General features: G+C 63.3%; 23 protein-coding genes and 1 riboswitch. Of the genes, 12 read left to right on the forward strand and 11 right to left on the reverse strand.

Features of this window, described 5'->3' with window-relative positions; all coding sequences use genetic code 11:
• Window position 1 precedes the first annotated feature (1 nt).
• Window positions 2-268, forward strand: coding sequence for a hypothetical protein (locus ACTRWG_RS06335; RefSeq protein WP_027235450.1), 267 nt, complete (start codon window positions 2-4; stop codon window positions 266-268).
• An 11-nt stretch (window positions 269-279) separates the two neighbouring features.
• The gene (locus ACTRWG_RS06340) at window positions 280-924 is read left to right on the forward strand and encodes a DUF1523 family protein (protein ID WP_027235449.1); all 645 of its coding nucleotides are present in this window, start codon (window positions 280-282) and stop codon (window positions 922-924) included.
• Window positions 925-996: 72 nt separating this feature from the next.
• Here the strand turns inward: ACTRWG_RS06340 and ACTRWG_RS06345 are convergent, their stop codons facing one another.
• Together ACTRWG_RS06345 and ACTRWG_RS06350 are read right to left on the reverse strand one after the other, a co-directional pair.
• Window positions 997-1,536: a TetR/AcrR family transcriptional regulator gene (locus tag ACTRWG_RS06345; protein ID WP_051357772.1), complete on the reverse strand. Its 540-nt coding sequence runs from the start codon at window positions 1,534-1,536 to the stop codon at window positions 997-999.
• Window positions 1,537-1,551: 15 nt separating this feature from the next.
• On the reverse strand, window positions 1,552-2,088 hold the full coding sequence (locus tag ACTRWG_RS06350) for a dihydrofolate reductase family protein (protein ID WP_027235448.1): 537 nt from the start codon (window positions 2,086-2,088) through the stop codon (window positions 1,552-1,554).
• Window positions 2,089-2,360: 272 nt separating this feature from the next.
• Window positions 2,361-2,561, forward strand: a riboswitch (cobalamin riboswitch).
• 107 nt (window positions 2,562-2,668) lie between these two features.
• Here ACTRWG_RS06350 and ACTRWG_RS06355 point away from each other — a divergent pair.
• Complete coding sequence (locus tag ACTRWG_RS06355) at window positions 2,669-3,904, forward strand: aromatic ring-hydroxylating oxygenase subunit alpha (protein WP_027235447.1); 1,236 nt, start codon at window positions 2,669-2,671, stop codon at window positions 3,902-3,904.
• A gap of 4 nt (window positions 3,905-3,908) precedes the next feature.
• On the forward strand, window positions 3,909-4,994 hold the full coding sequence (locus ACTRWG_RS06360; protein WP_036797252.1) for an FAD-binding oxidoreductase: 1,086 nt from the start codon (window positions 3,909-3,911) through the stop codon (window positions 4,992-4,994).
• 58 nt (window positions 4,995-5,052) lie between these two features.
• Here ACTRWG_RS06360 and ACTRWG_RS06365 read toward each other — a convergent pair whose 3' ends face one another.
• A complete protein-coding gene (locus tag ACTRWG_RS06365) occupies window positions 5,053-6,705 on the reverse strand; it encodes an ABC transporter substrate-binding protein (RefSeq protein WP_027235445.1) in 1,653 nt (550 codons plus the stop codon).
• A 352-nt stretch (window positions 6,706-7,057) separates the two neighbouring features.
• Here ACTRWG_RS06365 and ACTRWG_RS06370 point away from each other — a divergent pair, with 352 nt between their 5' ends.
• On the forward strand, window positions 7,058-7,990 hold the full coding sequence (locus ACTRWG_RS06370) for a LysR family transcriptional regulator (protein WP_051357771.1): 933 nt from the start codon (window positions 7,058-7,060) through the stop codon (window positions 7,988-7,990).
• A 5-nt stretch (window positions 7,991-7,995) separates the two neighbouring features.
• Here the strand turns inward: ACTRWG_RS06370 and ACTRWG_RS06375 are convergent, their stop codons facing one another.
• Together ACTRWG_RS06375 and ACTRWG_RS06380 are read right to left on the reverse strand one after the other, a co-directional pair.
• Window positions 7,996-9,399 (reverse strand): MATE family efflux transporter, encoded by a 1,404-nt coding sequence (locus ACTRWG_RS06375; RefSeq protein WP_027235444.1) that lies wholly within the window; start codon window positions 9,397-9,399, stop codon window positions 7,996-7,998.
• 121 nt (window positions 9,400-9,520) lie between these two features.
• Complete coding sequence (locus tag ACTRWG_RS06380; protein ID WP_027235443.1) at window positions 9,521-11,098, reverse strand: DUF5928 domain-containing protein; 1,578 nt, start codon at window positions 11,096-11,098, stop codon at window positions 9,521-9,523.
• A gap of 143 nt (window positions 11,099-11,241) precedes the next feature.
• Between ACTRWG_RS06380 and ACTRWG_RS06385 the strand changes: the two genes are divergently transcribed.
• Window positions 11,242-12,060, forward strand: coding sequence for a sulfotransferase family protein (locus ACTRWG_RS06385; protein WP_027235442.1), 819 nt, complete (start codon window positions 11,242-11,244; stop codon window positions 12,058-12,060).
• A 344-nt stretch (window positions 12,061-12,404) separates the two neighbouring features.
• Here ACTRWG_RS06385 and ilvD read toward each other — a convergent pair whose 3' ends face one another.
• Together ilvD and ACTRWG_RS06395 are read right to left on the reverse strand one after the other, a co-directional pair.
• Window positions 12,405-14,249, reverse strand: a complete 1,845-nt coding sequence (gene ilvD, locus ACTRWG_RS06390) for a dihydroxy-acid dehydratase (RefSeq protein ID WP_027235441.1) — start codon at window positions 14,247-14,249, stop codon at window positions 12,405-12,407.
• A 134-nt stretch (window positions 14,250-14,383) separates the two neighbouring features.
• On the reverse strand, window positions 14,384-15,562 hold the full coding sequence (locus tag ACTRWG_RS06395) for a benzoate/H(+) symporter BenE family transporter (protein ID WP_027235440.1): 1,179 nt from the start codon (window positions 15,560-15,562) through the stop codon (window positions 14,384-14,386).
• 105 nt (window positions 15,563-15,667) lie between these two features.
• Here ACTRWG_RS06395 and ACTRWG_RS06400 point away from each other — a divergent pair, with 105 nt between their 5' ends.
• The 4 genes from ACTRWG_RS06400 (at window position 15,668) to ACTRWG_RS06415 (ending at window position 18,389) form a co-directional block, all read left to right on the forward strand.
• Window positions 15,668-16,228 (forward strand): helix-turn-helix domain-containing protein, encoded by a 561-nt coding sequence (locus ACTRWG_RS06400; protein ID WP_027235439.1) that lies wholly within the window; start codon window positions 15,668-15,670, stop codon window positions 16,226-16,228.
• Between the two features lie 81 nt (window positions 16,229-16,309).
• Complete coding sequence (locus ACTRWG_RS06405; protein WP_027235438.1) at window positions 16,310-17,164, forward strand: DMT family transporter; 855 nt, start codon at window positions 16,310-16,312, stop codon at window positions 17,162-17,164.
• 45 nt (window positions 17,165-17,209) lie between these two features.
• The gene (gene smpB, locus ACTRWG_RS06410) at window positions 17,210-17,692 is read left to right on the forward strand and encodes an SsrA-binding protein SmpB (protein WP_027235437.1); all 483 of its coding nucleotides are present in this window, start codon (window positions 17,210-17,212) and stop codon (window positions 17,690-17,692) included.
• Window positions 17,693-17,906: 214 nt separating this feature from the next.
• Window positions 17,907-18,389 carry a hypothetical protein gene (locus tag ACTRWG_RS06415; protein WP_027235436.1) on the forward strand — a complete coding sequence of 161 codons (483 nt, stop codon included), beginning with the start codon at window positions 17,907-17,909 and terminating at the stop codon, window positions 18,387-18,389.
• Between the two features lie 73 nt (window positions 18,390-18,462).
• Here ACTRWG_RS06415 and ACTRWG_RS06420 read toward each other — a convergent pair whose 3' ends face one another.
• Window positions 18,463-19,554 (reverse strand): leucine-rich repeat domain-containing protein, encoded by a 1,092-nt coding sequence (locus tag ACTRWG_RS06420; protein ID WP_462829115.1) that lies wholly within the window; start codon window positions 19,552-19,554, stop codon window positions 18,463-18,465.
• A gap of 284 nt (window positions 19,555-19,838) precedes the next feature.
• Here ACTRWG_RS06420 and sseA point away from each other — a divergent pair, with 284 nt between their 5' ends.
• Entirely contained in the window at window positions 19,839-20,693 is an 855-nt protein-coding gene (gene sseA / locus ACTRWG_RS06425) for a 3-mercaptopyruvate sulfurtransferase (protein ID WP_027235434.1), read from the forward strand.
• Entirely contained in the window at window positions 20,693-21,877 is a 1,185-nt protein-coding gene (locus ACTRWG_RS06430) for an amino acid aminotransferase (RefSeq protein ID WP_462829116.1), read from the forward strand. Before sseA ends, ACTRWG_RS06430 begins: the two co-directional genes overlap by 1 nt.
• A 72-nt stretch (window positions 21,878-21,949) precedes the next feature.
• Here ACTRWG_RS06430 and ACTRWG_RS06435 read toward each other — a convergent pair whose 3' ends face one another.
• The 3 genes from ACTRWG_RS06435 to ACTRWG_RS06445 all read right to left on the reverse strand — a co-directional run bounded on the left by ACTRWG_RS06435 (window position 21,950) and on the right by ACTRWG_RS06445 (window position 24,951).
• Window positions 21,950-22,816, reverse strand: coding sequence for a sulfotransferase domain-containing protein (locus ACTRWG_RS06435; protein ID WP_027235432.1), 867 nt, complete (start codon window positions 22,814-22,816; stop codon window positions 21,950-21,952).
• A 435-nt stretch (window positions 22,817-23,251) separates the two neighbouring features.
• Window positions 23,252-24,586, reverse strand: coding sequence for an ammonium transporter (locus ACTRWG_RS06440; RefSeq protein ID WP_027235431.1), 1,335 nt, complete (start codon window positions 24,584-24,586; stop codon window positions 23,252-23,254).
• A gap of 26 nt (window positions 24,587-24,612) precedes the next feature.
• Entirely contained in the window at window positions 24,613-24,951 is a 339-nt protein-coding gene (locus ACTRWG_RS06445; protein WP_027235430.1) for a P-II family nitrogen regulator, read from the reverse strand.
• Between the last annotated feature and the right edge of the window lie 183 nt (window positions 24,952-25,134).

Below are 25,134 nucleotides of genomic sequence, written 5' to 3' on the forward strand. Positions count from 1 at the left end.
GATGTTCGGCTTTATCCGCCTGCTCCTGATCCTGATGGTGGTGCTGACCGTGGCCTATGGCGCGGTGTCGCTCTACTCGCGCGAGGTGCGGCGGGCGAAGCTGAAGCGGCGCTGGAAAGACAAGGGGTTGACCGGCGACCGCGCGGCCTTCATCCAGCGGGGGCTGAGGCAGTATGACCGCTCGTTCCGGCGCAAGCTGATCCTCCTGGTCTATATCGTTCCGCTGGGAGCCATCGCGCTTCTGGTCTATGTCATTAACTTTATGTGAGGAGCTGTCCCGTGCGTTTCATCAAATGGGCCTTCCTGATCACCTTCTGGGTGCTGTTCGGCGCCTTCCTGCATTACACGCTGCCGCAGTATGACGTGGTGCGCATCGTCAATACCTATGAGGAGCGGCAGGAGCTGAACGACTGGACCCGCATTTTCTGGTCCAAGCCCGACGACCAGTCGGCGCAGCTGATCAACCGCGATGTGCAATTCATCCAGGGTGTGCGCCCCAGCGGCCGCGCCATTGTCTACCGCAACGAGGACACGGGCTGGAGCTGGCCGCCCTATTTCAAGTTCGACACAGCCAATCTGTACACGGACGCCAATGACAGCATCTCGACCAGGGCCAACCCGGAGTGGGTGGCGGTGACTCATTACGGCTGGCGCAACGAGTTCCTGTCGATCTTCCCGAATGCGGTGTCGATCAAGCCGGTGGCAGGGCCGGAGGACAAGCCGACCAATTGGTTCACGATCATCTTCCTGGTGCTGCTGGCCGCCATCCTGTGGGCCATCTACGTGCGCTGGCGCCGGTTCCGGCGGGCGCGGATCGAGCCGATGATCGAAAGCGCGGAGGACAGCCTGTATGCGGCGGGCGATGCGATCGCCGAGCGCAAAGGCCGGTTCCGCCGCTGGCTGGACAGCTGGAAATCGAAGTAAGGAGAGGCCGCTGGTTGGGCGGCTCTGAAAGACGAAAGCGGATGCGCGGGCCTCGATGGCTCCGCGCATTTTTTATTCAATACGGTCAAGCACCCAGTTTAGAGCCAGTGTGAATTTGTCAACTGACAGCGCCCCTGCCGGTGCCGCGGCGGCGGCAAAGGCGAACCCGTGTGTGTAATCCACGAGCAGGCAGAGAAGGGTGCGGGCCTCTGCGCCCTTCACGCCTGCGGCGGTGATTTCCGCCTCGATCAGCCGCGTCAGCCCGGTCAGGGAGGGGCCGATCAGGGACGGATTTTCCAGGATGCACTTCGCGAGTTCCGGGTGCCGGGTCACCTGGGTGCAGTAGCGTGTCATCAGCTCGCGGAGCCGCAGCTTGGGCGTTGCTGCTTCTGACGGGGTGTCTGAACCTCCAAACGCTTTTGCCACAAGGCTGGCGATCATCTCGTCCCGGGTGCCGGCGTGATGGGCCACCGCCATCGGGGTGACGCCAAGCGCATCTGCAAGCGCCTTAAAGGTCAGGGCCTTGCTGCCGCCCTCGTCGAGCAGCTGCATGGCCTTATCCAGCACATCATCCTTGCTGAGGATCCGGCTGCCCTTGGGTGGGCGTCCCATGCGCGGGGGCATTGGTCAGACCACCCGGAACTTGCTCTGGACCATGCCGGTGGGAAGGATGCGGGAGCTTGCCACCTGGAGGTCGATGTCCTGGTCGAGGCTGCCGAACAGCGGGATGCCGCTGCCGATCAGGATCGGAACCGTTGTGATGGTCAGATCGGCGATCAGCCCCTGGCGCAGGAAAGACTGCACCAGCCGCCCGCCGTCGATGTAGGCGCGGGTCCAGCCCTCTTTTTGCAGTTCCTGCATCAGGTCTGCGGGTTCAGCGGTGCTGAGGCGCACCTTGTCCTTCAGCCCTTCGGGAATGTCCTGTCCGGTCAGGCTTCTGCTGAGGACCACAACCGGCTTGCTGTAGGGCCATTGGCCGAATTCCAGAAGGGTGCGGAAGGATCCTGTTCCCATGACCAGCCCGTCGACGCTGTCCATGAAGGCGGCAAAACCGCCATCGTCGTTTTCGGTAGCGGGCTGTTTGGACAGCCAGTCCAGTGAATGGTCCTGGCGGGCCACGAAGCCGTCGAGGCTGGCGGCGATGAAGACGTGTCCGGTGGTCATCGGCCGCTCCTGTGCTCTTAAAAAACTATACGGCATATAATTAATCGCGCTTCGCGTTCCAAGAGGCCGGCGCAAGATACGCTGCCTGCGAATCGCTTCGGATTGGCCGGTGGCGCCTAACCGCATGAAAGATAAGCGCTTGCCGCAAACAGACTGGCGGATGCCGGTTTGAGATTCTGGACACCCCTGTCCCTGCTGGCACGGCAAACATGCATGTCTTTTTCCGGTTTTGGCGGGTCGGATTTGTCTCCGCCCTTACGCCGGGATTAGGGCAATTTGCGCCTCAGCAAGGTGCCGCCCCTTGGGGCGGAGAATTGGGAAGCTGGTGAAATTCCGGCACTGCCCCCGCAACGGTGACCCCGGGCAAGGCATGGCGAGAAACCACTGAGGCCAGAGGCTTCGGGAAGGTGCCAGGCCCCGCCGCCGAATGGCCCCGGGACAGTCCGGAAACCAGCCTTGCCCTAGAAACGTCAACCGCGGGCGGCGGCGGGGCGGTTGCAGGCGCGTGGCCTGCAATCTCTCTATCCATGCCCGCAGCCAAGCCAACCTGCCGCGGGGATGCGGCAAAGGAGAGAAGCAGATGCTTCACGACAGCGACATTCTGGCCAAGCTGATGGCCCGTCAGAAAAACTATTCCCTGGAACAGGCGTTTTATACCGATCCGGGCGTGCTGGATCTGGACATGCGGCAGATCTTCTACCGTGAGTGGCTGTTTGCCATTCCCGCCTGCGAAATCCCGAAGGCGGGCAATTTCGTGACCCATCAGGTGGGTTCCTACAATGTTATCATCGTGCGCGGCACCGATGGCGAGGTGCGCGCCTTCCACAACGCCTGCCGCCACCGCGGTTCGGTCGTGTGCAAGGCGAAGAAGGGCAACGCGCCCAAGCTGGTCTGCCCCTACCACCAGTGGACCTATGAGCTGGACGGCTCGCTGTTGTGGGCGCGCGACATGGGGCCGGATTTTGATGCCTCCAAACATGGGTTGAAACCGGTGCATTGCCGCGACCTGGCCGGGCTGATCTATATCTGCCTGGCAGATGAAGCGCCGGATTTCGATGCTTTCGCAGACGTGGCCCGCCCCTATCTGGAGCCGCATGACCTGAGCAACGCCAAGGTGGCCTATGAAAGCTCGATCATCGAGAACGGCAACTGGAAGCTGGTCTGGGAGAACAATCGTGAGTGCTATCACTGCGGCGGCAACCACCCGTCGCTGTGCCGGACATTCCCCGAAGATCCCTCCGTCACTGGTGTTGAGGGTGGTGAGACCCCGCCGCACCTGCAGAAGCATTTCGACCGGATCGAGGCGGCGGGCGTGCCGGCGCAGTTCCAGATCAACGCGCGCGGCCAGTACCGCGTGGCCCGGATGCCGCTGAACGAAGGCGCTGAGAGCTATACCCTGGATGGCAAGGCGGCTGTTGCCAAGAAGCTGGGTCGGGTGCCGTTCGCCGATGCGGGCACGCTCTTGAAGTTCCACTATCCAACCACCTGGAACCACTTCCTGCCGGATCATTCCATCGTGTTCCGGGTGACCCCGATCAGCCCCACTGAGACCGAAGTCACCACCAAATGGCTGGTGCACAAGGACGCGGTCGAGGGCCAGGACTATGACCTGAAGCGGCTGACCGAAGTCTGGGTTGCCACCAACGACGAGGACCGCATCGTGGTCGAGGACAACCAGCGCGGTATCAACTCGCCCGCTTATGAGCCCGGCCCCTATTCGGAAGTGCAGGAAAGCGGTGTCATCCAGTTCTCCAACTGGTATGCCGAGCACCTGACCCGCGCGCTGACCGGCCGCCACCTGATCGCGGCGGAGTGACGGCATGGGACTGCAAGCCAATTTCGAGACGCTGGACGAAACCCTGGCGTGGAAGGACGACGAGATGCTGGAATGCGTCTCGGTCGTGCCGGAGGCGCCGAACACCGCCACCTTCAGCTTCCGCGCGCCCTCCGGCGCGTGGTTCAAGTATCAGCCGGGCCAGTTTCTGACGCTGGAGCTGCCGGTGCCGGGCGGGACCGTCTGGCGGACCTACACCATCAGCTCCTCGCCCTCGCGGCCGCTGTCGATTTCGGTCACAGTGAAGGCGCAGGCCGACAGCATCGGCACCCGCTGGATGCTGGACAACCTGCGCCCGGGCATGTTCCTCAAGGCGTCCGGCCCGGCAGGCGTGTTCACGCTGCCCAAGCGCCCGAACGGCAAGTTCCTGTTCATCTCCGCAGGCTCTGGCATCACGCCCAGCCTGTCGATGACCCAGTACCTGTTCGACCGCGGCCAGTCGCCGGACGTCTGCTTTATCAACTGCGCCAAGCGGCCCAGCGAGATCATCGCGCGTCAGCAGCTGGAAAGCATGGCGTCGCGGGTGCCAGGGATCAAGCTGAACTTTGTGGTGGAGGAGGACGATCCCTATCAGGTCTGGACCGGCTACCGCGGGCAGCTGAACCAGATCATGCTGGGCCTGATCGCCGGTGATTACCTGGAGCGCGAGGTCTACTGCTGCGGGCCCGAACCGTTCATGCAGGCGGTGCGCGACATGCTGAACGGCCTGGGCTTCGACATGGAGAACTACAACCAGGAAAGCTTTGGCGCGCCGGTGGAGACCGAGGCAGACGCGCCCGAGCTGGACGATGTGGTTCCCGAGGAATCCGCAGCCGCCGAGATCACCTTTGCCGCGTCGGGTGTCACTGCCAATTGCACCGAAACCGACACGGTTCTGGCGGTGGCCAAGGCATCGGGGCTCAACATCCCGTCGGGCTGCACCTTCGGCATCTGCGGCACCTGCAAGGTCAAGAAGACCGCGGGCGATGTGCATATGGTCCACAACGGCGGCATCTCGGAAGAAGATGTGGAGGCAGGGTATATCCTGGCCTGCTGCTCCAATCCGATTGGCTGGGTTGAGGTCGAGATCTGACCACAGAAAGGGGCGCGCGCCGGGTCTGGCACGCGCCCCTTTCAATTGCAGGCCCCGATCAGGCTTCCAGTGCCAGCTTGTGCACGTGAATTTCGTTGATCGGGTGGCTTTCGGCGCCGACCACACCCGGGCGGGCGTGGCGGTAGAGCGAGCGCCAGTAGGGCTGGATGATGGTGCCGTCCTCACGCAAGAACGTCTCGATGCCTTCCATGTGGCCGCGGCGGGTGTCGGCGTCGGCAATGGCCGAGGCGGCTTCCAGCATGGAATCGAACTCTGCACTGGCGAGGCCGGTTTCGTTCCAGGCCACCCCGGTCTTGTAGGCCAGCGTCAGCACCTGCACCCCCAGCGGGCGGTGGCCCCAGTCAGTTGAGCTGAACGGGTATTTGTCCCAGTCGTTCCAGAAGGTGTTGCCGGGCAGCACCGTGCGTTTGACCTTGAGCCCTGCATCGCGCATCTGCGCCGCCAGGGCGTCGGTGGTATTGCGCCGCCAGTCGTCGTCGATGGAGATCAGCTCGTGCTCGAAATCGAGCATTCCGGCCTCCTCCATCAGCTGGCGCGCGGCGTCTGCATCGCGTACCGGCGCACCGATATCGGCGTATTCCGGGTGGATCGGGCAGACATGGTGGTTCTCGGCCAGGGTGCCGCGGCCGTCGTAGCCGAGTTCCAGCAGCACCGCATTGTCGCAGGCCAGCGCCAGAGCGCGGCGGACGCGGGCGTCGGCGTAGGGCTGTTTCCCGTCCACCTCGGCGTTGCGGTTGGTGCGCAGCACCAGGGTGTTGGCCGAGACCGACTCGCTGACGTTCCAGCCAATGGAGGTGAAGATGTCGACATATTCGCCCACGGTTTCGTAGGTCATGTCGATTTCTTCCGACTCCGCCGCCGACAGGTGGGTGGCGCCGTCGGTGCCGAAGTCGATGAACTCAATCCGGTCCAAATGGGCGCCTTCACCCCACCATTCATGGTCCGGGTTCTTCTCCAGCACCGCCTTCACGCCGACCTCGTATTCAACCAGCTTGTAGGGGCCGGTGCCGATCGGGTCGGCGCCCGGGTCGCCTGACCAGCCGTCCGGCACGATCGCGGCGGGGTATTCGGTCACCGCCGGGATGATGGTGATGTCGGGGCGGGTCAGCTTCACCTTGAGGGTCAGGTCGTCGACCACCTCCAGCGCGCCCTCGGCGGGGCCGTCGCCAGCCTCGTTCTGCAAGGAGCCCATACGGGCCGCCATTGAGTTGCCTTCCCATTTGCCATTGCACCAGCGGGCAAAATTGTAGGCCACGTCCTTGGCCGTCAGGGTGCCGCGCCCATCGTTCCAGTTCACTCCGGGGCGGATATGCAGCAGGTACTCGGTGGCGTCCTCGTTGACTTCCCAGCTTTCCAGCAGCCGGGGTTCAAAGGTTCCGTCGGCGTTGTACTGCACCAGGTATTCCATATAGCCGCGCACCACATTGCCCAGCTGCGGCCAGTTGAACAGCGGCGGATCCAGCAATGCGCGCACCACTTGCTGGATGCGGATGGTGCCGCCCTCCTGGACATTGGCGGCTGCTTGCACCGGCTGGCTGAGGCCGATCATGCCATAGGCGGCAGAGGCGGTCACACCCAGCGCGGTTGCGCGGCTCAGGAACTCACGCCGGTCCAGTTTGTGTTGCGCAACTTCCCTGGCATGCATCCGCACCGCGGGGTGGAAGGTTTCCCTGTTGTAGTATTTGGTCATTGTCTGGTCCTTCGGTTGAACACATCTGCCCCTAGCATGAAGCAGCGGTGAAGCTTGTAAAGTGCTGGATGGTTGCGCAGCGCGCCCGATCGGTCCGGCGAGGCCTCAGGGCAGACCGCCGGTCTGCCAATCAGACACCTGGATGAGATGGCGGCGATCCGGTCGAAACCCTGCCAAATGCCCCAGCCGAATTTTCCGGCCGGCAGCTCCGTCAGATGAGGATTAACTGACATCCGGTATCCCTGCTTCCTGTGATCTGCCGGTTGCTGCCGCCGGGGGGCGCGGCCTTAACAGAATTTGCGCAGGGCTTTTCTGTTATAAAAACTCTGCCTTTTGCAGTAAGCAATTATTTATGGATGACATTAGCAGCATTAATAGGAAGCTCAGCTACAACCTGGTCGCGCTTCACACGTTCGACCTGGTGGCGCGGCATGGCAACTTCACTGGCGCGGCAGAGGCGCTGGGGCTGACGCAGTCGGCTGTTTCACAGAAGATCAAAGGGCTTGAGACCGAATTGGGCATTGCCCTGTTCCGGCGCGAGCACCGCGGCGTGTCGCTGACAAACGAAGGTGTGCGGCTGCTCAATGTGGTGCGCCCGGCGATGACGCAAATCGGCAATTCCCTGGCGTCGCTGCTGGAGCGCAAGTCCCGGCCGAGGGTGCGGATTTCGGCGGATTTTGCCTTTGCCAGCTTCTGGCTGCTGCCGCGGCTGTCGCATCTGCGGGCGGAGCTGGGGGATGAGATCGAGATCCAGATCCTGGCCAGCCAGGTGCCGCCGGATGATTACGGCGAGGATTGCGATATCAAGATTCACGTCGGCCCGCGCAGCAGCATGGGCGGCGGTGACGTGATGCTGCTGCAGGAGCGGGTCGGGGCGGTGTGCAGCCCGGCCTATCTGGAACGGCACGGCCCGGTGTCCTCGGCCGCCGGCCTGCTGGATTGCCAGCTGCTCAGCCTGTCGAAACCGGCCTCGGCAGAGTGGCAGACCTGGCAGGGGTGGTTCGACCGCCTGGGCATCACGGGGGAGCGGTCGAAGCATTACATCAGTTTCAACAACTACGACATGGTGGTTCAGTCGGCGGTGTCCGGCGACGGCATTGCGCTGGGCTGGCTGGGGCTGATCGACCGGCTGCTGCAGAGCGGCGCGCTGGTGCAGGCGGTGCCGGATGTGGTGGCAAGCGATGCCGGCTATGTGATGTCGCGCGACTATTCCAGCCGCCTGCAGGGGCCCAGCCTGGTGTTCGACTGGATTGCCGAGCACTTGGCAGTGGCCGGCAGGCTGTAGCGGCGCTACCAGCCGCGGCGGCCCAGCAGGGCGTGCAACCGGTTCTGCGGCGCAAAGGCATCGACCGGGGCAGGCCGGGTGAGGCCCGCCAGCACCCTGTGCACCAGAAGCCCGCCAAGCCCGGCAAAGATCATCCCGCCTGCGGCCTGGCCCAGAAGCACCCCCGGCGCACCGGCCAAGTGGCCGCCCAGCACCGCCAGCGGCCAGGTGCCCAGGGTGTGGCGGCCCCAGTTGATCCAGGTGGAATAGACTGGCCTGCCCAGGTTGTTGAAGCTGGCGTTCTCGACAAAGATCACCCCGTTGAAGAAATAGGCCAGCGCCAGCGGCCCGCAGAACAGGTAGATCAGCCTGCGGGTCTCCCCGGTGGCTGAGAACAGATCGGCTATCGGCACCCTGAGCGCAAACAGCACGACGGCCATCAGCAGCACGTAAACAGCGGTAAAGGTAATTCCGGCCGCAAAGGCCTGGCGGACGCGGGCGAACTGCCCGGCGCCGAAGTTCTGGCCGATGATCGGGCCAATGGCGCCCGACAGCGCAAAGATCACCGAGAACGCCACCGGCATCAGGCGGCCGATCACCGCCATGCCGGCCACCGCTTCAGTGCCGAACTGGGCGATCTCGCGCAGCACAATGGCATTGCCGACCGGCGTGGCGATATTGGTCAGCACCGCCGGCACCGCAATCGACCGGATCGCCCGCAGATCGCCGGCAATCTGCCCGAACGCAGGCCGCATGAACCCCCGGTGCACCCGGATAGCGGGCCAAAAGGCAGCGCCGAGCATGCAGGCCCGGGCCAGCACAGAGGCGATGGCCGCCCCGTCCAGCCCCAGCCCCAGGCCAAAGATCAGCAGCGGGTCCAGCACCGCGTTCAGCCCGCCGCCGTAAAGCGTCGCCACCATCGAGCGGCGTGCGTCGCCATGGGCGCGGAGCACCGCCATGCCGGTCATCGCCAGCGCCATTACCCACATCGTTGGCAGGATGATCCAGACATAGCGCATCGCCCGCCTCAGCACCTCGTCCTGCGCACCGAGCAGCGTCAGGATCTGCTCCAGATAGGCCAGCACAACGACCGGCATCACCAGCCCCGTCAGAACGCCAATAGCCGCGACGCTGGTGGCGTAATGCCGGGCCTGATCCGGCCGGCCCGCCCCCAACTCCCGCGCCACCAAGGAGCCTGCGGCAATTGACAGCCCGATATTGATCGAATTGGTGAAGAACAGCAGGGTGCCCGCATAGCCCACCGCAGCCGCCAGCGCGTCATTGCCCAGCATGGCGATAAAGGCCATGTCGACGAAATCGACCGCAAACATCGCCATCAGCCCGATGCTGGCCGTCAGCGACATGCGGGTGACATGCCGCATCAGGCTGCCGGTCAGGAAGACGGCCTTGCGTTCTGCCTGGTCTGCCATCCTTTACCCCTTTTGCTGTTCGGGTTGCTGATCAGCGCCGGGCGGCCCCTTTCACCGGCCCATGACGAGGCCACAGGTTGCGGCTTGTCAATCTCTTGCCGTTGCATGCGCGGCAGCCGCCTCAGTCGTCAAACAGGCAGCGGGTTGCGGCAATCTCCATCGCCTTGCCGCCGGACACATTCAGGAAACCGCTGAGCTGACTTGCGTTTTCCTCCGGGCTGGCCCCCTCGCGCAGGTGATACAGCTGGCTGTAGCCCGCATCCCGAATGCGGTCGCTTTCGTGCAGGATATCGTTCCGGATCGTCGGCAGCAGCCGTTCCAGCGTCAACTGCGGCGTGCGCTCGCCCGCGAGGCCAACCCGGTGCGCATGGCCGATCAGGTAGTCGTCGCTGAACGCGCACTCAATATGCAGGAACCGGGTCGAGGAGCGGTCGGAATGGAAATCATTCATCAGGTCGATGGCAGCAGGGTCCAGGCAGATAATCAGCTGATCCGTCCCGTAGTATTCGAACAGCATCCGCACCAGCGCCCGGCGGTGGCGGGTGCGCTTCATCAGCGCTGCCTGGATGCCGCCAAGGTCGGGCAGGGCGGTGTCTTCTTCGTTGAACAGATACTCAATGGCGGGGATGTTTGTCACCTGGCGGATCTGCCCCAGCAGCCGCTTGGCAACGTGCCATTTCTTGCAGACCACGATCAGCAGTTCACGCTCGCGCCCCAGGGTGCTTTCGGTTTCCCAGAACCGCGGCGCAAAGCGGCGCCCGATGCGGCCGCGCTGGGCCAGGAATCTGTACAGGCTGCGGCCCTCGTTGGAGATCTGGAAGTCGGCGCCTTGCGCCGCATAAAGCCGTCCCAGGCGTGATTTCAGCTCCTTGGCGCCTGGGCTGATCTTGCGGGCAAACAAAAAGTCCTGGCTCAGCAACAGATCATAGTGGTCGTTGTAGAAATTCACCGGCATCCCGTAGTCGGTGAACATCAGGAACGTGAGGGTGCGGCTTTCGATTTCCGCCTCAGGGACCAGGTGGCGCACCAGGGTCTGAAAAAACGTCTCATCCGGAATCCAGGTGGTGCGGAAGAAGCGTATCACGTCGCGGCGCTTGCGGATGAACTTCAGGATCCACTCCACCGTGCGGCGGCGCAGGCACCACCACTGGCTGCCGATCTGCACCTGTATATCGGACGGTATCCCGCGTTGCAGCCCCAGCCGTTTCTGCAGCCCGTGGCTCCAGTAAAACAGCTGCTTGTGCTTGCGCTCATTGAAAAAGTGCCGGTAGATCAGCCGGTCTTCCTTCATGCCGGTCTTGATCCAGTCGCTTTCGAAGAAATCGAAGCTCTCAATGAAGTCTTTATCGTGCTCGTCGAGGAAGCGGCGGGCATATTCCGCCGTCTTCACCGCCATGCAATCGCCCGACAGCATGTAGAAATGGGTGGCGCGCGGAAACTCCTCCACTGCGCTGCGCAGCGCCTGCAGGGTGGCCTGCACCAGCGACCATTCCCCCCAGCCGCATTTGATCCGCTTTCCGGCAAACGCCACATTGGGGTTGCCGGCCAGCTCTGCCCGGATCCGCTGATAGTCTTCCGCCGCTGCCCGCCCGTCGAAGTGAATTGCCATGTAGTCGCCGGCCGCAGTCAGCTGTTCAGCCTGCTGGATAATTGCCTCGGGGTCTTTGTGGCAGAGCAGGATATATGCGATTTTCGCCATAGGAGGGACGGAGCGCCTTGTCTTGCCTGATTGTTTCTCTTGATAAGCGGGCTGAGAGTACGAATAAACCAGATAGTTCCCGTTTGGGTAAACATATGCGATTAGTGCTGGAACACAGCGCAAGAAGCAAATGAGGGCAGCAGATGGGGTTTCCCGGCACCTGGATGACGGAAAGTGAAAGCGTGGTCTACAGGGTTGTGCCGAAATGCGCCTGCTCGACGATCGGGCAGATCCTCTATTACTCCGATCACGGGCGGTTCTTTGACGGTGACATCCACGACGCCGAGGACGGCCTGCACAAATGGGCGCTGGAGCACAGCCAAAAGCCGATCACCCGCAATGTGCAGGGGCAGCGGGCCTATGCCTTCACCTGCGTGCGCAACCCCTATACCCGCATCCTCAGCTCCTTTTTCGACAAGATCTGCGGCATCCAGCGCAACGGCCGCCGCTACCGCGGCAACCTGGTGCCGAAGCTGGTCTATGAATACGGGATCGAGGTCGGCGGCGACGACGGCAAGCAGGAGTTCGACCAGATCGCCAGCTTCCGCCGGTTCCTGCTGTTCGTGCGCGACACCATCCGCTGGCGCCGCCCGATGGACCCGGACATCCACTGGTCGGCGATGTCCGGGCATGTGTCGACCTTCATCCTGAACGGCGGGCGCTACAACCGGATCTTCTGGACCGAGGCTTTCAACGACGGGATGCAGCAGGTGCTGGACGCGATCGAGACACCGCATGCCGTCGACCTCGCCGCAATTCCGCGCTTCAACGAAAGCGAAGGCCACGGCCCCAAGCGGGCGCACCCGGTGGAGGATTACTTCGACGACCTCTCGATGCATCTGGTCTATGAGATCTACAAGCGCGATTTCGAGCTGTTCAAATATGATTTCGAGAACCCGGCCAACAAGATGCCGGTGGGCGAGATCGACCTGGACGAGGTGCACGCCAAGCTGGGGGAGTAGCCGGGCCGGGGCGCAACGGGAGCTCCCGCGCCTGTGGCGCAGCATCGAAGATGCCGCGCCAAGCCTTGGGCCCGGCGCCGCTGGCGCGGCGCGGGCGGGTGCTGCAATTGGCCATCCGGCTTCACCTTTGCCCAAATACTCCCGCCGGAGGCGCGCCGTGCGTCAGCACGGCGCTTGGCCCAACGCGGCTTGGCGTGCTGGCGTCAGCCAGCGGGCCATAGCTGGGGCGGGAGAGCTTTGCGGATGAAGGAAGTTTGCTGAGAAGCGGTCTCAGGCGCGGGACGCAAAAGAAAACCCGCCGCGTTTGAGCGGCGGGTTTGGCATCTCCCTGCGAGTGTCCTGCCTTAGTCCTCGTCAGGCAGCGCGCGCACGGCGCCTTTGGCGGCAGAAGTGGCCAGCAGCGCATAGGCCTTCAGCGCCTTGGAGACCTTGCGCTTGCGCGGCTCGGCCGGTTTCCAGCCCTTGGCGTCCTGCTCTTCGCGGCGCGCGGCCAACTCCTCGTCGGAGACCGCCAGGTGGATCGTGCGGTTGGGGATGTCGATCTCGATCTTGTCGCCCGGACGCACCAGGCCGATGGTGCCGCCTTCGGCTGCCTCGGGGGAGACGTGGCCGATCGACAGGCCCGAGGTGCCGCCGGAGAAGCGGCCGTCGGTCAGCAGCGCGCAGGCTTTGCCGAGGCCCTTCGATTTCAGGTAAGAGGTCGGGTAGAGCATTTCTTGCATCCCCGGGCCGCCGCGCGGGCCCTCGTAGCGGATCACCACCACATCGCCTTCCTTGACCTTGCCGGTCAGGATGTCGTTCACCGCCGCGTCCTGGCTTTCGCAGACATAGGCGGAACCGGTGAACTTCAGGATGTGCTCATCGACGCCCGCGGTCTTCACAATGCAGCCGTCCCGGGCAATGTTGCCGAACAGCACAGCAAGCCCGCCGTCCTGGCTGAAGGCGTGCTCCTTGGCGCGGATCACGCCGCCTTCGCGGTCGGTGTCCAGCTCCTTGTAGCGGTTGGCCTGGGAGAACGCCTGCGTGGTGCGCACGCCGCCGGGGGCAGCCTTGAACAGCGCCTCAGCCTCCGGATTGTTGGCGACCTTGATGTCCCACTTGGCAATCGCTTCGCCCATGGTGGCGGTATGCACGGTGTGGCAATCCTCGTGCAGCAGCCCGGCGCGGCTCAGCTCGCCCAGGATCGAGAAGATGCCGCCCGCGCGGTGCACGTCCTCCATGTGGACGTTGTGGATGTTCGGCGCCACCTTGCACAGGCAGGGCACCCGGCGGCTGAGACGGTCCATGTCGGACATGGTGAAATCCACCTCGCCCTCGTTGGCGATGGCCAGCAGGTGCAGGACGGTATTGGTGGAGCCGCCCATGGCGATATCGAGGCTCATCGCGTTCTCGAAGGCCTCGAAAGTGGCGATCTCGCGCGGCAGGAAGCCCTTTTCCTCGTCCTGGTAGTGGCGCTTGGTGATCTCGACGATCTTGCGGCCTGCTTCCAGGAACAGCTCCTTGCGGTCCGCATGGGTGGCGAGCGTCGAACCGTTGCCCGGCAGCGCCAGCCCCAGCGCCTCGGCCAGGCAGTTCATCGAGTTGGCGGTGAACATGCCGGAGCAGGAGCCGCAGGTCGGGCAGGCGTTTTCCTCGATGTGCTTGACCTGCTCGTCGGTGAACTTGTCATCTGCCGCGGCGACCATGGCGTCCACCAGGTCGATCTTCTTCATGTCCAGATCGGCGATGTCGATCTTGCCTGCTTCCATGGGGCCGCCGGAGACAAAGATCGCCGGGATGTTGAGGCGCATGGCGGCCATCAGCATGCCTGGAGTGATCTTGTCGCAGTTGGAGATGCAGACCATGGCGTCCGCACAGTGCGCGTTGACCATGTATTCGACGCTGTCGGCAATCACTTCGCGCGAGGGCAGCGAGTAGAGCATGCCGTCGTGGCCCATGGCGATGCCGTCATCCACTGCGATGGTGTTGAACTCCTTGGCGACGCCGCCGGCCGTCTCGACCTCGCGGGCGACCATCTGGCCCAGGTCCTTGAGGTGGACGTGGCCGGGCACGAACTGGGTGAAGGAGTTGACGATGGCGATGATCGGTTTGCCGAAATCATCATCCTTCATGCCGGTGGCGCGCCACAATCCGCGCGCGCCCGCCATGTTGCGGCCATGGGTGGAGGTTCTGGATCGGTACTTTGGCATCAGGCTGGTTCCCTTAGTCTTTGCCCTCAGGGACACGATTTGCGCAATAAAGGCAACCGGGCGGGGCTCTCTTCGGTAATATTGGCGCAGTTTGCGCCGGATTTCAGTGGCGAAATGTCTCTGGGGGTGTTTCCTCAGGCGCGGACCGGGACCGGTTCGGGGGGCTTCAGCCAGTGATTCACCGCAAGCCCCAGCAGCAGCGCCCAGAACGGCGCGCCGATTCCCAGGAAGCTGATGCCGGAGACCGTGGTCATGAAGGTGATCAGCGCCGCCTCGCGCCCCTGCGGCTCCGCCAGCGCAGCGGACAGGCTGTTGCCGATGGTCGCCAGCAGTGCGAGGCCCGCGACAGTAGCGATCAGTGCCTTGGGTGCGATCAAGAACAGGCTGATGACGGTGGCGCCGCCGAGCCCCACCAGGATGTAGACGAGGCCCGTCATCACGCCCGCCAGGTAACGAGTGTCCGGGTTCTCGTCTGCCTCGGGGCCCGCGCAGATGGCGGCGGTGATGGCAGCGAGATTGAAGGCGAAGCCGCCGAAAGGGGCCAGGATCAGCGAGGCCAAGCCGGTGACAGTGAGGCTGGCGGAGACCGGAGGTTCATAGCCGCAGGCCTTCAGCGCGACCACGCCCGGCATGTTCTGTGAGGACATGGTGACGATGTAGAGCGGCAGGCCGATGCCGATCAGCACCGGAAGCGAGAAGGCGGGCATCACGAACTCAGGCAGGGCGAGTGTAAGGTTCAGCGCTTCCAGGTTGCCGAATGCTCCGGTGCCTGCGCACCAGGCTACGCCCGCAGCGAGCACCGCGGGGATACAGTAGCGGGGAAACAGCTTGCGGCCTGTAAGGAAGGTAAGGCCCATGACAGCGACCAATGCAGTGTCGGTTTGCAGCGACGTGAAGGCCGAAAGCCCGAACTGGAACAGGATGCCCGCCAGCATGGCGCTGGCCAGGCTGTCGGGGATCAGCCGGGAGAGCGCGGCGAACCAGCCGGTGATGCCGGTGAGGGTCAGCAGGGCTGCGCAGAGGAGGAAAGCACCCACCGCCTCCGCCAGCGGGACGCCATTGAGGCTGACCGCCAGCAGCGCGGCGCCCGGTGTCGACCAGGCTGTCAGGATCGGCATCCGGTAGATCAGCGACAAAATCAGGCAGGTGATGCCCGTGCCCAGCCCCAGCACCAGCATCCAGCTGTTGGCCTGCGCCTGCGTGGCACCCACCGACTCGATCGCCTGAAAGATGATCGCGACCGATCCGGTGTAGCCGACCAGAACCGCGACGGCGCCGGATACGATATGCGACAGTTTCAGATCCTTGAGCATGCGGGTTTTCCTCTGGCGCCGGATCGGGTAGGGGTTTCGTGCGTTATAGCGCACACTACACGCCGTGCGTTATAGCGCACAAGGCTTTTTTGACGGGCAGAAACAATGAGCGATGACGGCATCACCCTGAACCTGCGGGAAATCCGGTCTGCGGCGGGGCTTAGCCTGTCCAAAGCGGCAGAGATCACCGGTGTCAGCAAGGCGATGCTGGGCCAGATCGAGCGCGGCGAATCAAGCCCGACAATTGCGACGCTGTGGAAAATCGCCAAGGGGTTCCACCTGCCGCTGACCGCTCTGCTGGGAGAGGCGGCGCGGCCGGTGAGCGCGGCAACGGGTGTTTATGAAACGGTGCAATTCCCCGGCAGCATCGGGGTCAAGATCGTCTTTCCATTCGACCCGCTGCTAGGCGCCGAGACCTTTCAGGTCACGCTGAAGCCGGGCCAGAGCCACCAGTCTCAGCCGCATGACACCGGCGTGACCGAGGAAGTCTTTGTGCTGCATGGGTCGATGGAGGTGCTGAAAGACGGCCAGTGGGTGGCGCTGGAGGCAGGCCAAGGCCTGCGCTTTGCCGCCGATCAGCCGCATGGCTACCGCAGCCTGGAGACCGGTGCGGCCTTCCTGAACATGCATCACTACCGGCAGGCGGGTCTGACGCAGCGGGATTGAATTGCTTCACTTGTGCATTGTTGATCAGCTCCCTACCACTTGCCCAAGCCATTGACGTTCAGGGATTTGAGGAGCACCGGAATGGACACGCTGCGCGGAAGTCTTCTGATGGTGCTGGCCATGGCGGCCTTTGCGCTGGAGGACATGTTCATCAAATCCGCCGCTGCCAGCCTGCCGGTGGGACAGATCCTGATCCTGTTCGGCCTGGGCGGTATGGTGCTCTTTGCTGCGATGGCGCGTGCGCAAGGTCACGCCCCCTGGCACCCGGGCTTTGGCACGCGCCCGATGCTGTGGCGTTCTGTGGCAGAGGTCGCAGGACGCTTGTGTTACACACTGGCGATTGCGCTGACGCCTTTGTCCTCAGCCTCGGCCATCTTGCAGGCGACGCCGCTGGTGGTGGCGGCCGGCGCGGTGGTGTTCTTTGGTGAAACCGTCGGGTGGCGGCGCTGGCTGGCGATCGGGCTGGGCTTTGCCGGGGTGCTGCTGATCCTGCGGCCGGGTCTCAGCGGGTTTGAGCCTGCCTCGCTGTTTGCGGTGGCCGGCACGCTGGGGTTCGCGGGCCGCGATCTGGCCACCCGCGCCGCACCCAGGGATATGAGCAACAATCAGCTGGGTTTCCTGGGCTTTGCCATGCTGGTGGTTGCCGGCGCGATTGCGCTGGGCTGGACCGGCGGCGCTGTCTGGCCGGCCCCGCGCAACTGGCTGGATATCGCGGCGGCGACGGTGATCGGGGTTATTGCCTATAACGCCTTGTCGGGCGCGATGCGGGCGGGCGAAATCTCTGTCATAGCACCGTTCCGCTATACCCGGCTGGTCTTTGCCATGGTGCTGGGGGTGCTGGTGTTCGGCGAGCAGCCCGATGCGCTGACCCTGATCGGCAGCGCAGTGGTCGTAGGCAGTGGTGTTTTCACGCTGCTGCGCAGCCGCAAGATGTGAGCGCCATCTTGCGCCCGCCGCTGCGCGGCCTTACATCTGCCGCCCATGGCCAAGAAAAAGCAGACATCAGACCCGAATTACAAGGTGATCGCCGAGAACCGGCGGGCGCGCTTCGATTACGCGATCGAGGACGACATCGAGTGCGGCATCGTGCTGGATGGGTCCGAGGTCAAGGCGCTGCGCGGCAACGGCACCAATATCGCTGATTCTTATGCTGCGGTGGAAAATGGCGAGCTGTGGCTGGTGAACTCCTACATCCCGCCCTATGAGCAGGCCAAGGTGTTCAAGCATGAGGAGCGCCGCCGCCGCAAACTGCTGGTGTCCAAGAAGGAATTGGCGGATCTGTGGAACCTCACGCAGCGCAAGGGGATGACGCTGGTGCCGCTGGTGATTTATTTCAACCACAAGGGCCGCGCCAAGATCAAGCTGGGCATCGCCAAGGGCAAGAAACTGCACGACAAGCGTGAAACCCAGGCCAAGCGCGACTGGGGCCGGCAGAAGCAGCGGCTGTTGAAAGACGCGCGGTAAAGCCTCCGGCGAGCGCTCGTACGGCTCCCTTTCGCCTTTGTGAAACTACTCCCGCCGCAGGCCAGCGCCGCAAGGCGCTGTTCGATCCTCACTGGTTATTGCATTTCCTGACTAAATAGGTCAGAAAAATACTGCCCAGCAGATTCGCCTCTGGATCAGGCCCGGTCGGAGAGGAGAGCCCGCCTGCTGCCCAAACTTCACCAGGGGAAAGCGAATGAGGGAACCTTCGCACGAGGCCGGGCTGGCGGCGCATGGGTTTGACGCCTTTGAGACCGGGCTGCTGCCGGTCATGCGGCAGTTTCTGCTGAGTTACGAGACACCGGAGAGCCAGGCGTGGCAGAGGGCCTACATGGTGGCTGCGGAGCGCTGGGGCGAGGCCATCGGCCTGCCGGCGGCGCACGCGCTTATGAAATTGCTGCGGGCGGTGCTGGACTGCCGCGACCGGCAGTTTGCGTCCATCGACCCCTTCGACCTGGGGCTTCGCGGGACGTTGACCCCGGATGAGGCGGCGCTGCTGCAGATGCTGCACCACATGCGCCGGGACCAGACGCCGGGGGCGCGCGAAGCCGTCGCTGAGGTGACAGGCGGGCATATGGACCCGCATGTGATCCGGGCGGGCCTCGCCTTTGCGCACCGGTTTCCTGCGGGGCAGGCGGCGGCCCGGCCGGAACCGCCGCGCTTGCGGGTGGTGGCCTGAGGTCTTGGGAAACCGCCAGTGAACCAGCCTGATGCCGCGGCAGAGGCCGGGAAGGCCGGTAGGACCTGACGGATCACTGATGGCCGGTGATGTATTCCGTGATCTTTTCCCGGCCCAGCAGTCGCTTGCGCGACGTCAGCGAGGGGCCGGCAAAGACGATCCGCAGGCTGTCGATCTCCAAAAGCGGTTGCAGCGCCGCGGCAGGCAGGCCGATCACCCGCAGAATGGCAAGCTTTCTCAATCCGGTGAGCGGGGTCAAATCGCGGATGCCGGTCCCGGATATGCTGAGCTCCCACAGGTCGTGCATATCCTGAACCCCGTCCAGGTCCGCGACCGCCGTATCGGTCACCGAAAGCTCCCGCAGGTTCTTGCCCGCGAGCGGTTTCAGGCTGGTGACCGCGGTGCCCTTGAGGGTCAGCTTGCGCAGCGCGTTCAATCCGGTCAGCGGTGAGAGATCGCTGACCTTCGTGCCGTCCAGCGCCAGTTCATTCAGGCTGGCCGCATCCGCGATCGGCGCCAGCTCCGCCACCGGTGTGTCCGACAGGATCAGGGTTTGCAGCGCCGGCTTGTTCTGCAGCCCCTCCAGGCTTTGCAGCCGGGTGCCATCGGCCCGCAGCATCTCCAGCCGGTCCGAGGCGGCCAGTGTGGCGACGCTTTCGACCGGGCAATTGGAGATCCAGGCCACCCGCAGATTTGCGGCCGCCAGCGGGCTCAGGTCGGAGACCTGTGTGTTGAAGGCCAGAAAGACCTCCAGTTCTTGAAGACCCTCCAGGGGGCTCAGGTCGGTGACGCCGGAATCGGCGATGTTCAGGCTTTGCAGCCGCGTCAGACCGCGCGCGAAGGACAGATCGGTGACCTCTTTAATGCCCCAGACCGACAGGTGCTCCAGCCCGGCCATGCTGGCCAGCGGGTTGAAGTCCGGCGCGTGCACAGAATCAAGGCTCAGCCGCTTAAGCCCCGGCAGCCGGGTGAGCGGTGCTAGGTCCGGCGCGGTGATGCTGACCAGCGCCAGCCGCTCCAGCCCGGGCAATGCCTCCAGCGGCGACAGGTCGACCGGCGCGTCAAACCGCAGATCGGCCATCAGTGTCAGTTCCCTCAGATGCGTGAACCGTTCCAGCCCCTGCAAGTCCGGTGTATGGCTCCCGATCCTGATCTGCGCCTTCAAGTCATTGTCATTTATGCAAGTTTTTCCAATTTCCACGCAACTTGCGCGCAGCGCCTGGGGGCTGGCCAGCGAAAGGAAAACGAGGAGGGCTGAAAAAATGCGTCGAATACCGGGCATGGCAATACGCCTCTGCAATAACAAGCTCAAACAATGGTCCCCGTTTATTGCCGGCGCGTTAAAGGCCCGCAAGAATTTTGTAACCGCAGGTAGAGAGCGGGGATACCTTGCACCGCTGTGCTGCCGGATGTACCCATGGCGCTATGTGCAGATAGGGAGACGCTTTGATGCAGGACGATCCGAAGACGCTGGTTTCCACGGACTGGCTGGCCGCCCATCTGAAGGACCCGGATCTGCGGGTGCTGGACGCGTCATGGTATCTGCCGCAACAGGGCCGCGACGCCCGGGCGGAGTATGAGGCCGCCCACATCCCCGGCGCGCGGTTCTTCGACATTGACGAGATTTCCGACAACCGCTCCGACCTGCCGCATATGGTGCCGCCGGTTGAGAAGTTCATGTCCAAGCTGCGCGCCATGGGCGTGGGCGACGGTCACCAGGTGGTGATCTATGACGGCGCGGGCCTGTTTTCGGCGGCCCGTGTCTGGTGGCTGTTCCGGCTCATGGGCCAGACAAATGTTGCGGTGCTGGACGGCGGTTTCCCGAAGTGGCAGGCCGAGGGCCATCCGGTTGAGGACCTGCCGCCGGTGATCCGCGACCGCCATATGACGGTGCGGGTGCAAAATCATATGGTGCGCGACGTGACCCAGGTCTCTGCCGCCGCCAAGCTGGGCGATCATGAGATCATCGACGCCCGCTCCGCTGAACGCTTCCGCGGCGACGCGCCGGAGCCGCGCGAGGGCCTGCGCGCGGGCCACATCCCGGGCTCCAAGAACGTGCCATTCGGCCAGGTGCTTAATGAAGATGGCACCATGAAGGATCCCGAGGGCATTCGCGCCGCCTTTGAAAGCGCCGGTGTCGATTTGAGCAAACCTGCAATTACTTCCTGCGGATCGGGCGTCACCGCCGCCATCCTCAGCCTCGCCCTGGAGCGGACCGGCAAGACCGATCATTCGCTTTATGACGGGTCCTGGGTGGAGTGGGGTGCCTTCCCGACCCTTCCCGTTGCTACCGGAGAGAACTGATGTTCGAGACCCTGAAACCCCAGCCCGCCGACAAGATCCTGGCGCTGATGCAGATGTACCGCGACGACCCGCGCGCGGATAAGATCGACCTTGGCGTCGGCGTCTACAAGAACGCCGAGGGCGTCACCCCGGTGATGCGCGCGATCAAGGCAGCGGAGCACAAGCTGTGGGAAGAGCAGACCACCAAGGCCTATGTCGGCCTGGCGGGCGATCCGGCCTATTCGGACGCGATGATCAAGCTGATCCTGGGCGATGCGGTGGCGCGTGAAAACATCGCGGCGGCGGCCACTCCCGGCGGCACCGGTGCGGTGCGCCAGGCGTTTGAGCTGATCCAGATGGCCAACCCCAAGGCGCGCGTCTTTGTGTCGGATCCGACCTGGCCGAACCACGTCTCGATCCTCAAGTATGTCGGCATCGAAACCGTCGTCTACCGCTACTTCGACCGCGACACCCGCGGCGTGAACTTCGACGGCATGATGGAAGACCTGAAGGGCGCTGAGAAGGGCGACGTGGTGCTGCTGCACGGCTGCTGCCACAACCCGACTGGCGCCAACCTCAATGAGGTGCAGTGGAAAGAGGTCATCGCGCTGCTGAACGAGCGCGGCCTGATTCCGATGATCGACATCGCTTATCAGGGCTTTGGCGACGGTCTGGAACAGGATGCGCTGGGCGTAAGCCTGGTGGCCTCCAGCTGCCCGGAAACGCTGATCGCCGCAAGCTGCTCCAAGAACTTCGGCATCTACCGTGAGCGTACCGGCCTCTTGGTGGCGGTCTCCAACGATACCTCCGCGCAGGCGCTGAACCAGGGCACACTGGCGTTCCTGAACCGGCAGAACTACTCCTTCCCGCCGGACCACGGCGCCCGTCTGGTGACCATGATCCTGAACGACGACGCACTGCGCGCCGACTGGGCGGCAGAGCTGGAAGAGGTGCGCCTCGGCATGCTCGGCCTGCGCCAGCAATTGGCGGATGAGCTGCAGCGGCTGACCGGCTCCGACCGGTTCAGCTTCATTGCCCAGCACCGCGGCATGTTCTCGCTTTTGGGCACCACGCCGAATCTGGTCGAGAAGATGCGGGTCGACAATGGGATCTACATGGTCGGCGACAGCCGCCTGAACATTGCTGGTTTGAATGCACAGACCGTGCCGGTGCTGGCCAAGGCGATTGTCGACGCCGGCGTTTAATGCAGCTCACAAACCTCGGGTTGCGCCTTTTGGCGCAGCCCGCGTGCAGGCTGCACTGTCCCGCGGGGCGGGTTACTTCCAGTCCACATCCTGCCGCCCAATCAAGGTGAATAGTTCTTGGTTGGGCTCGGCATAGACTGCAGCGATTTGCTTCAGGATATTCTCGTCCGGTTTATATTTTTCTAGCGGTGGCCCCTTTAGGATCTTTGAGGCGAACCGCGCGCCACGCTTGAGCGGTTTCACATTCGGAAACGGGTTGAGATAGTTCAGGTAGGCCTGCGAGACCCGGATGGGGTCAAAGGGATTAACTTCCTTTCCTGGGTTCATCTCCGGATGTGCGGGATCAATATCCAGAAACCGGCAGATATCCATCAGAGTCTTATCCGCAGCGCCTTTGATGTCGGTTTCGGTAATGATCACTTTCAAGCGGCTTCGGTCAAACAGCTGATAATAGGCCTCGAGGTGTTTCGCATAAAGCCCCATGTCGATCAGGCCGTATTTCTCACCCAGATGGGCCTTGCGGCCAAAGACAACATCTTCCAAGTCCCAATACGGTGAAAACTGCCCGCTTCTGCGGTAATGGTTGAAAGCCGAGACCAAGCGGTCTACCGGGTCGCGCAGCACAAAGATCAGCTTGACGTTTGGAAGCAGGCCATGAATGGCCTTATGGATGTCTGGAAGATGGGTGCCGAAGCGGCTTTTGTGCGGGGCCGGTGTAATCCACATGTAGTTCGGAGTTTTTTCGCCAATGGCGCGCCGCCCCTTCCCAGGATCGAATTTCCCGCAGTACCAGTCAAAGCCGCGTGCGTAGTTTTCTTTGATATTGAAAAAGTGCAGCTCGCTTCGGGGCAGGTAGGTATCAGGGTGGCGCTTCAGCGCATTCACCAGCCAGGAAGTCGCGGACTTAGGAGCACCGGCAATAATAAAATTGGGTTTCATATCCGAGCCCCCTTGACCCGCCGCGGGATCTGCCCTCTCCGGAATTGCCTGTCAGCAGCCCGTAGCAAGGCCGGATGATCCGTTCCTCAAAAAACTGCCGTGCCTTCGGTCATTCGAAGGAACGGCTGTAGCTAACTTGTAAACCAAGGTCATCGCGCCTCTGGGCCAAAGATATAATGCGGAGCGAATCCGTGACAAGAAATCGGCCGCTGGCTTCATTTCAGGGCCTCTTCGCCAGGAACCGCAGCTTGCATCAAAGGCTTCGGCGGAGCGGCCGGGCTGATCACTTCAAAGTCCGCTTTATACACCGGAAACGTGCTGCCAATCCTTGGCGGATGATCGGTCTAGGGGTTGGGCTGCTGAATTGGTGTCTCGGCCAAATGCAAACGCGGCGCCTGAAGCAGGCGCCGCGCTTTTGGTTCAAGGGCTGTAAAATCAGCTCGGCGAGAACTCCGGGTAGGCCTCCATGCCCAGCTCTGCCATGTCGAGCCCGTTGACCTCATCCTCTTCCTCGACCCGGATGCCCATGGTGGCACGCAGGATGATCCAGACCACGGCCGAGGCAGCGACGGTGAACACACCCACCACGGCGATACCGGTCAGCTGGGTCAGCAGGCTGGCTTCGGGGTTCGACAGCACCACGGCCACGGTGCCCCAGATGCCGCAGATCAGGTGCACCGGGATGGCGCCGACCACGTCGTCGATCTGCAGCTTGTCCAGGAACGGCACCGCAAAGACCACGATCACGCCGCCGATGGCCCCGATCAGGGTGGCCAGGCCCAGGCCCGGGGTCAGCGGTTCGGCGGTGATCGCCACCAGGCCCGCCAGCGCGCCGTTCAGGATCATCGTCAGGTCAGGCTTGCGGAACAAGAGCTGGGTCAGCACCAGTGCCGCCACGGCACCGCCGGCGGCGGCCGCATTGGTGTTGGCGAAGATGCGAGAGATGTCCGCCACGTCGCCAATCGAGCCCATCGCCAGCTGCGATCCGCCGTTAAAGCCGAACCAGCCCATCCACAGGATGAAGCAGCCAAGAGTTGCCAGCGCCAGGTTGGAACCGGGCATAGGGATGGTTTTGCCGTCTTTGTACTTGCCGATGCGCGGGCCCAGGATCAGCGCGCCGGTCAGCGCGGCCCAGCCGCCCACCGAATGCACCACGGTCGAGCCTGCGAAATCCAAGAAGCCCATCTCCTCCAGGAAACCGCCGCCCCACTTCCAGCTGGCCTGGAACGGATAGATTACCGAGGTCAGCACGATGGTGAAGATCAGGAAGGGCCACAGCTTGATGCGCTCGGCCAAGGTGCCCGACACGATCGAGGCGGTGGCGGCGCAGAACATCAGCTGAAAGAAGAAATCCGAGCCGGTGGAGGCGTAGGAATAATCATCTGCCCCTTCTGCGGTGATCCCCACAGCCTCCAGCACACCGGGACCAAAGACGCCGGACAGCACGCCGTCAACTGCCCAGTTGCCTAGCGGATACATCAGGTTATAGCCGATCAGCCAGTAGAAAACCGCCGCCAGCGAAAACAGCGCCATGTTCTTGGTCAGCTGCATGGTCACGTTCTTGGAGCGCACCAGGCCTGCTTCCAGCATGGCAAAGCCCGCCGCCATCCAGAATACCAGGCAGCCGCCGATCAGGAACAGGAGCGAGTTCAGGATGAACACGGTATCGGTCGCCGGGTTCACACCCGGGGCGGGGCCGTCCTGGGCCAGTGCCAGGCCCGGCAGCGCGGTCAGCGCCAGGGCTGCCAAAGGGAGTTTCAGTTGCGTCATATGTCTTTCCTCCGTGCCGGGCGCGCTTACAGCGCCTCGAGGTTGGTTTCGCCGGTGCGCACCCGCACCGCCTGTTCCACATCCAGAACAAAAATCTTGCCGTCACCGATCTTGCCGGTACGGGCGGTCTCGGCGATGGCGCTGACGGCCGCCTCGGCCTGATCCGCGGGCACCACCAGCTCCAGCTTCAGCTTCGGCACGAAATTCACTTCGTACTCGGCGCCGCGGTAAATTTCCGTGTGCCCGGCCTGGGCGCCAAAGCCCTTGATTTCGGTGACCATCAGCCCGCTCACACCCAGCGAGGTCAGCGCTTCGCGGACCTCGTCCAGCTTGAAGGGCTTGATGGCAGCTATGATCAGTTTCATCTCAGCATCCCCTGCATTTGCTTCACGCCGGCCCCATGCCGATGCATTTCGCACTTGCAGCAAAACCGGCGATCCGAGTCTTGCAAAGAAAGGCCCAGCGAGTTTCCGCGCGTCTTTCTGCGAGCGCACAATAATTTTGCGCCTTTTGCCCGGTTCGCTTAAAAACCGGCCATCTGGCAAAAG

It is taken from the genome of Leisingera sp. G5_S3_59_S7 (genome assembly GCF_054968485.1).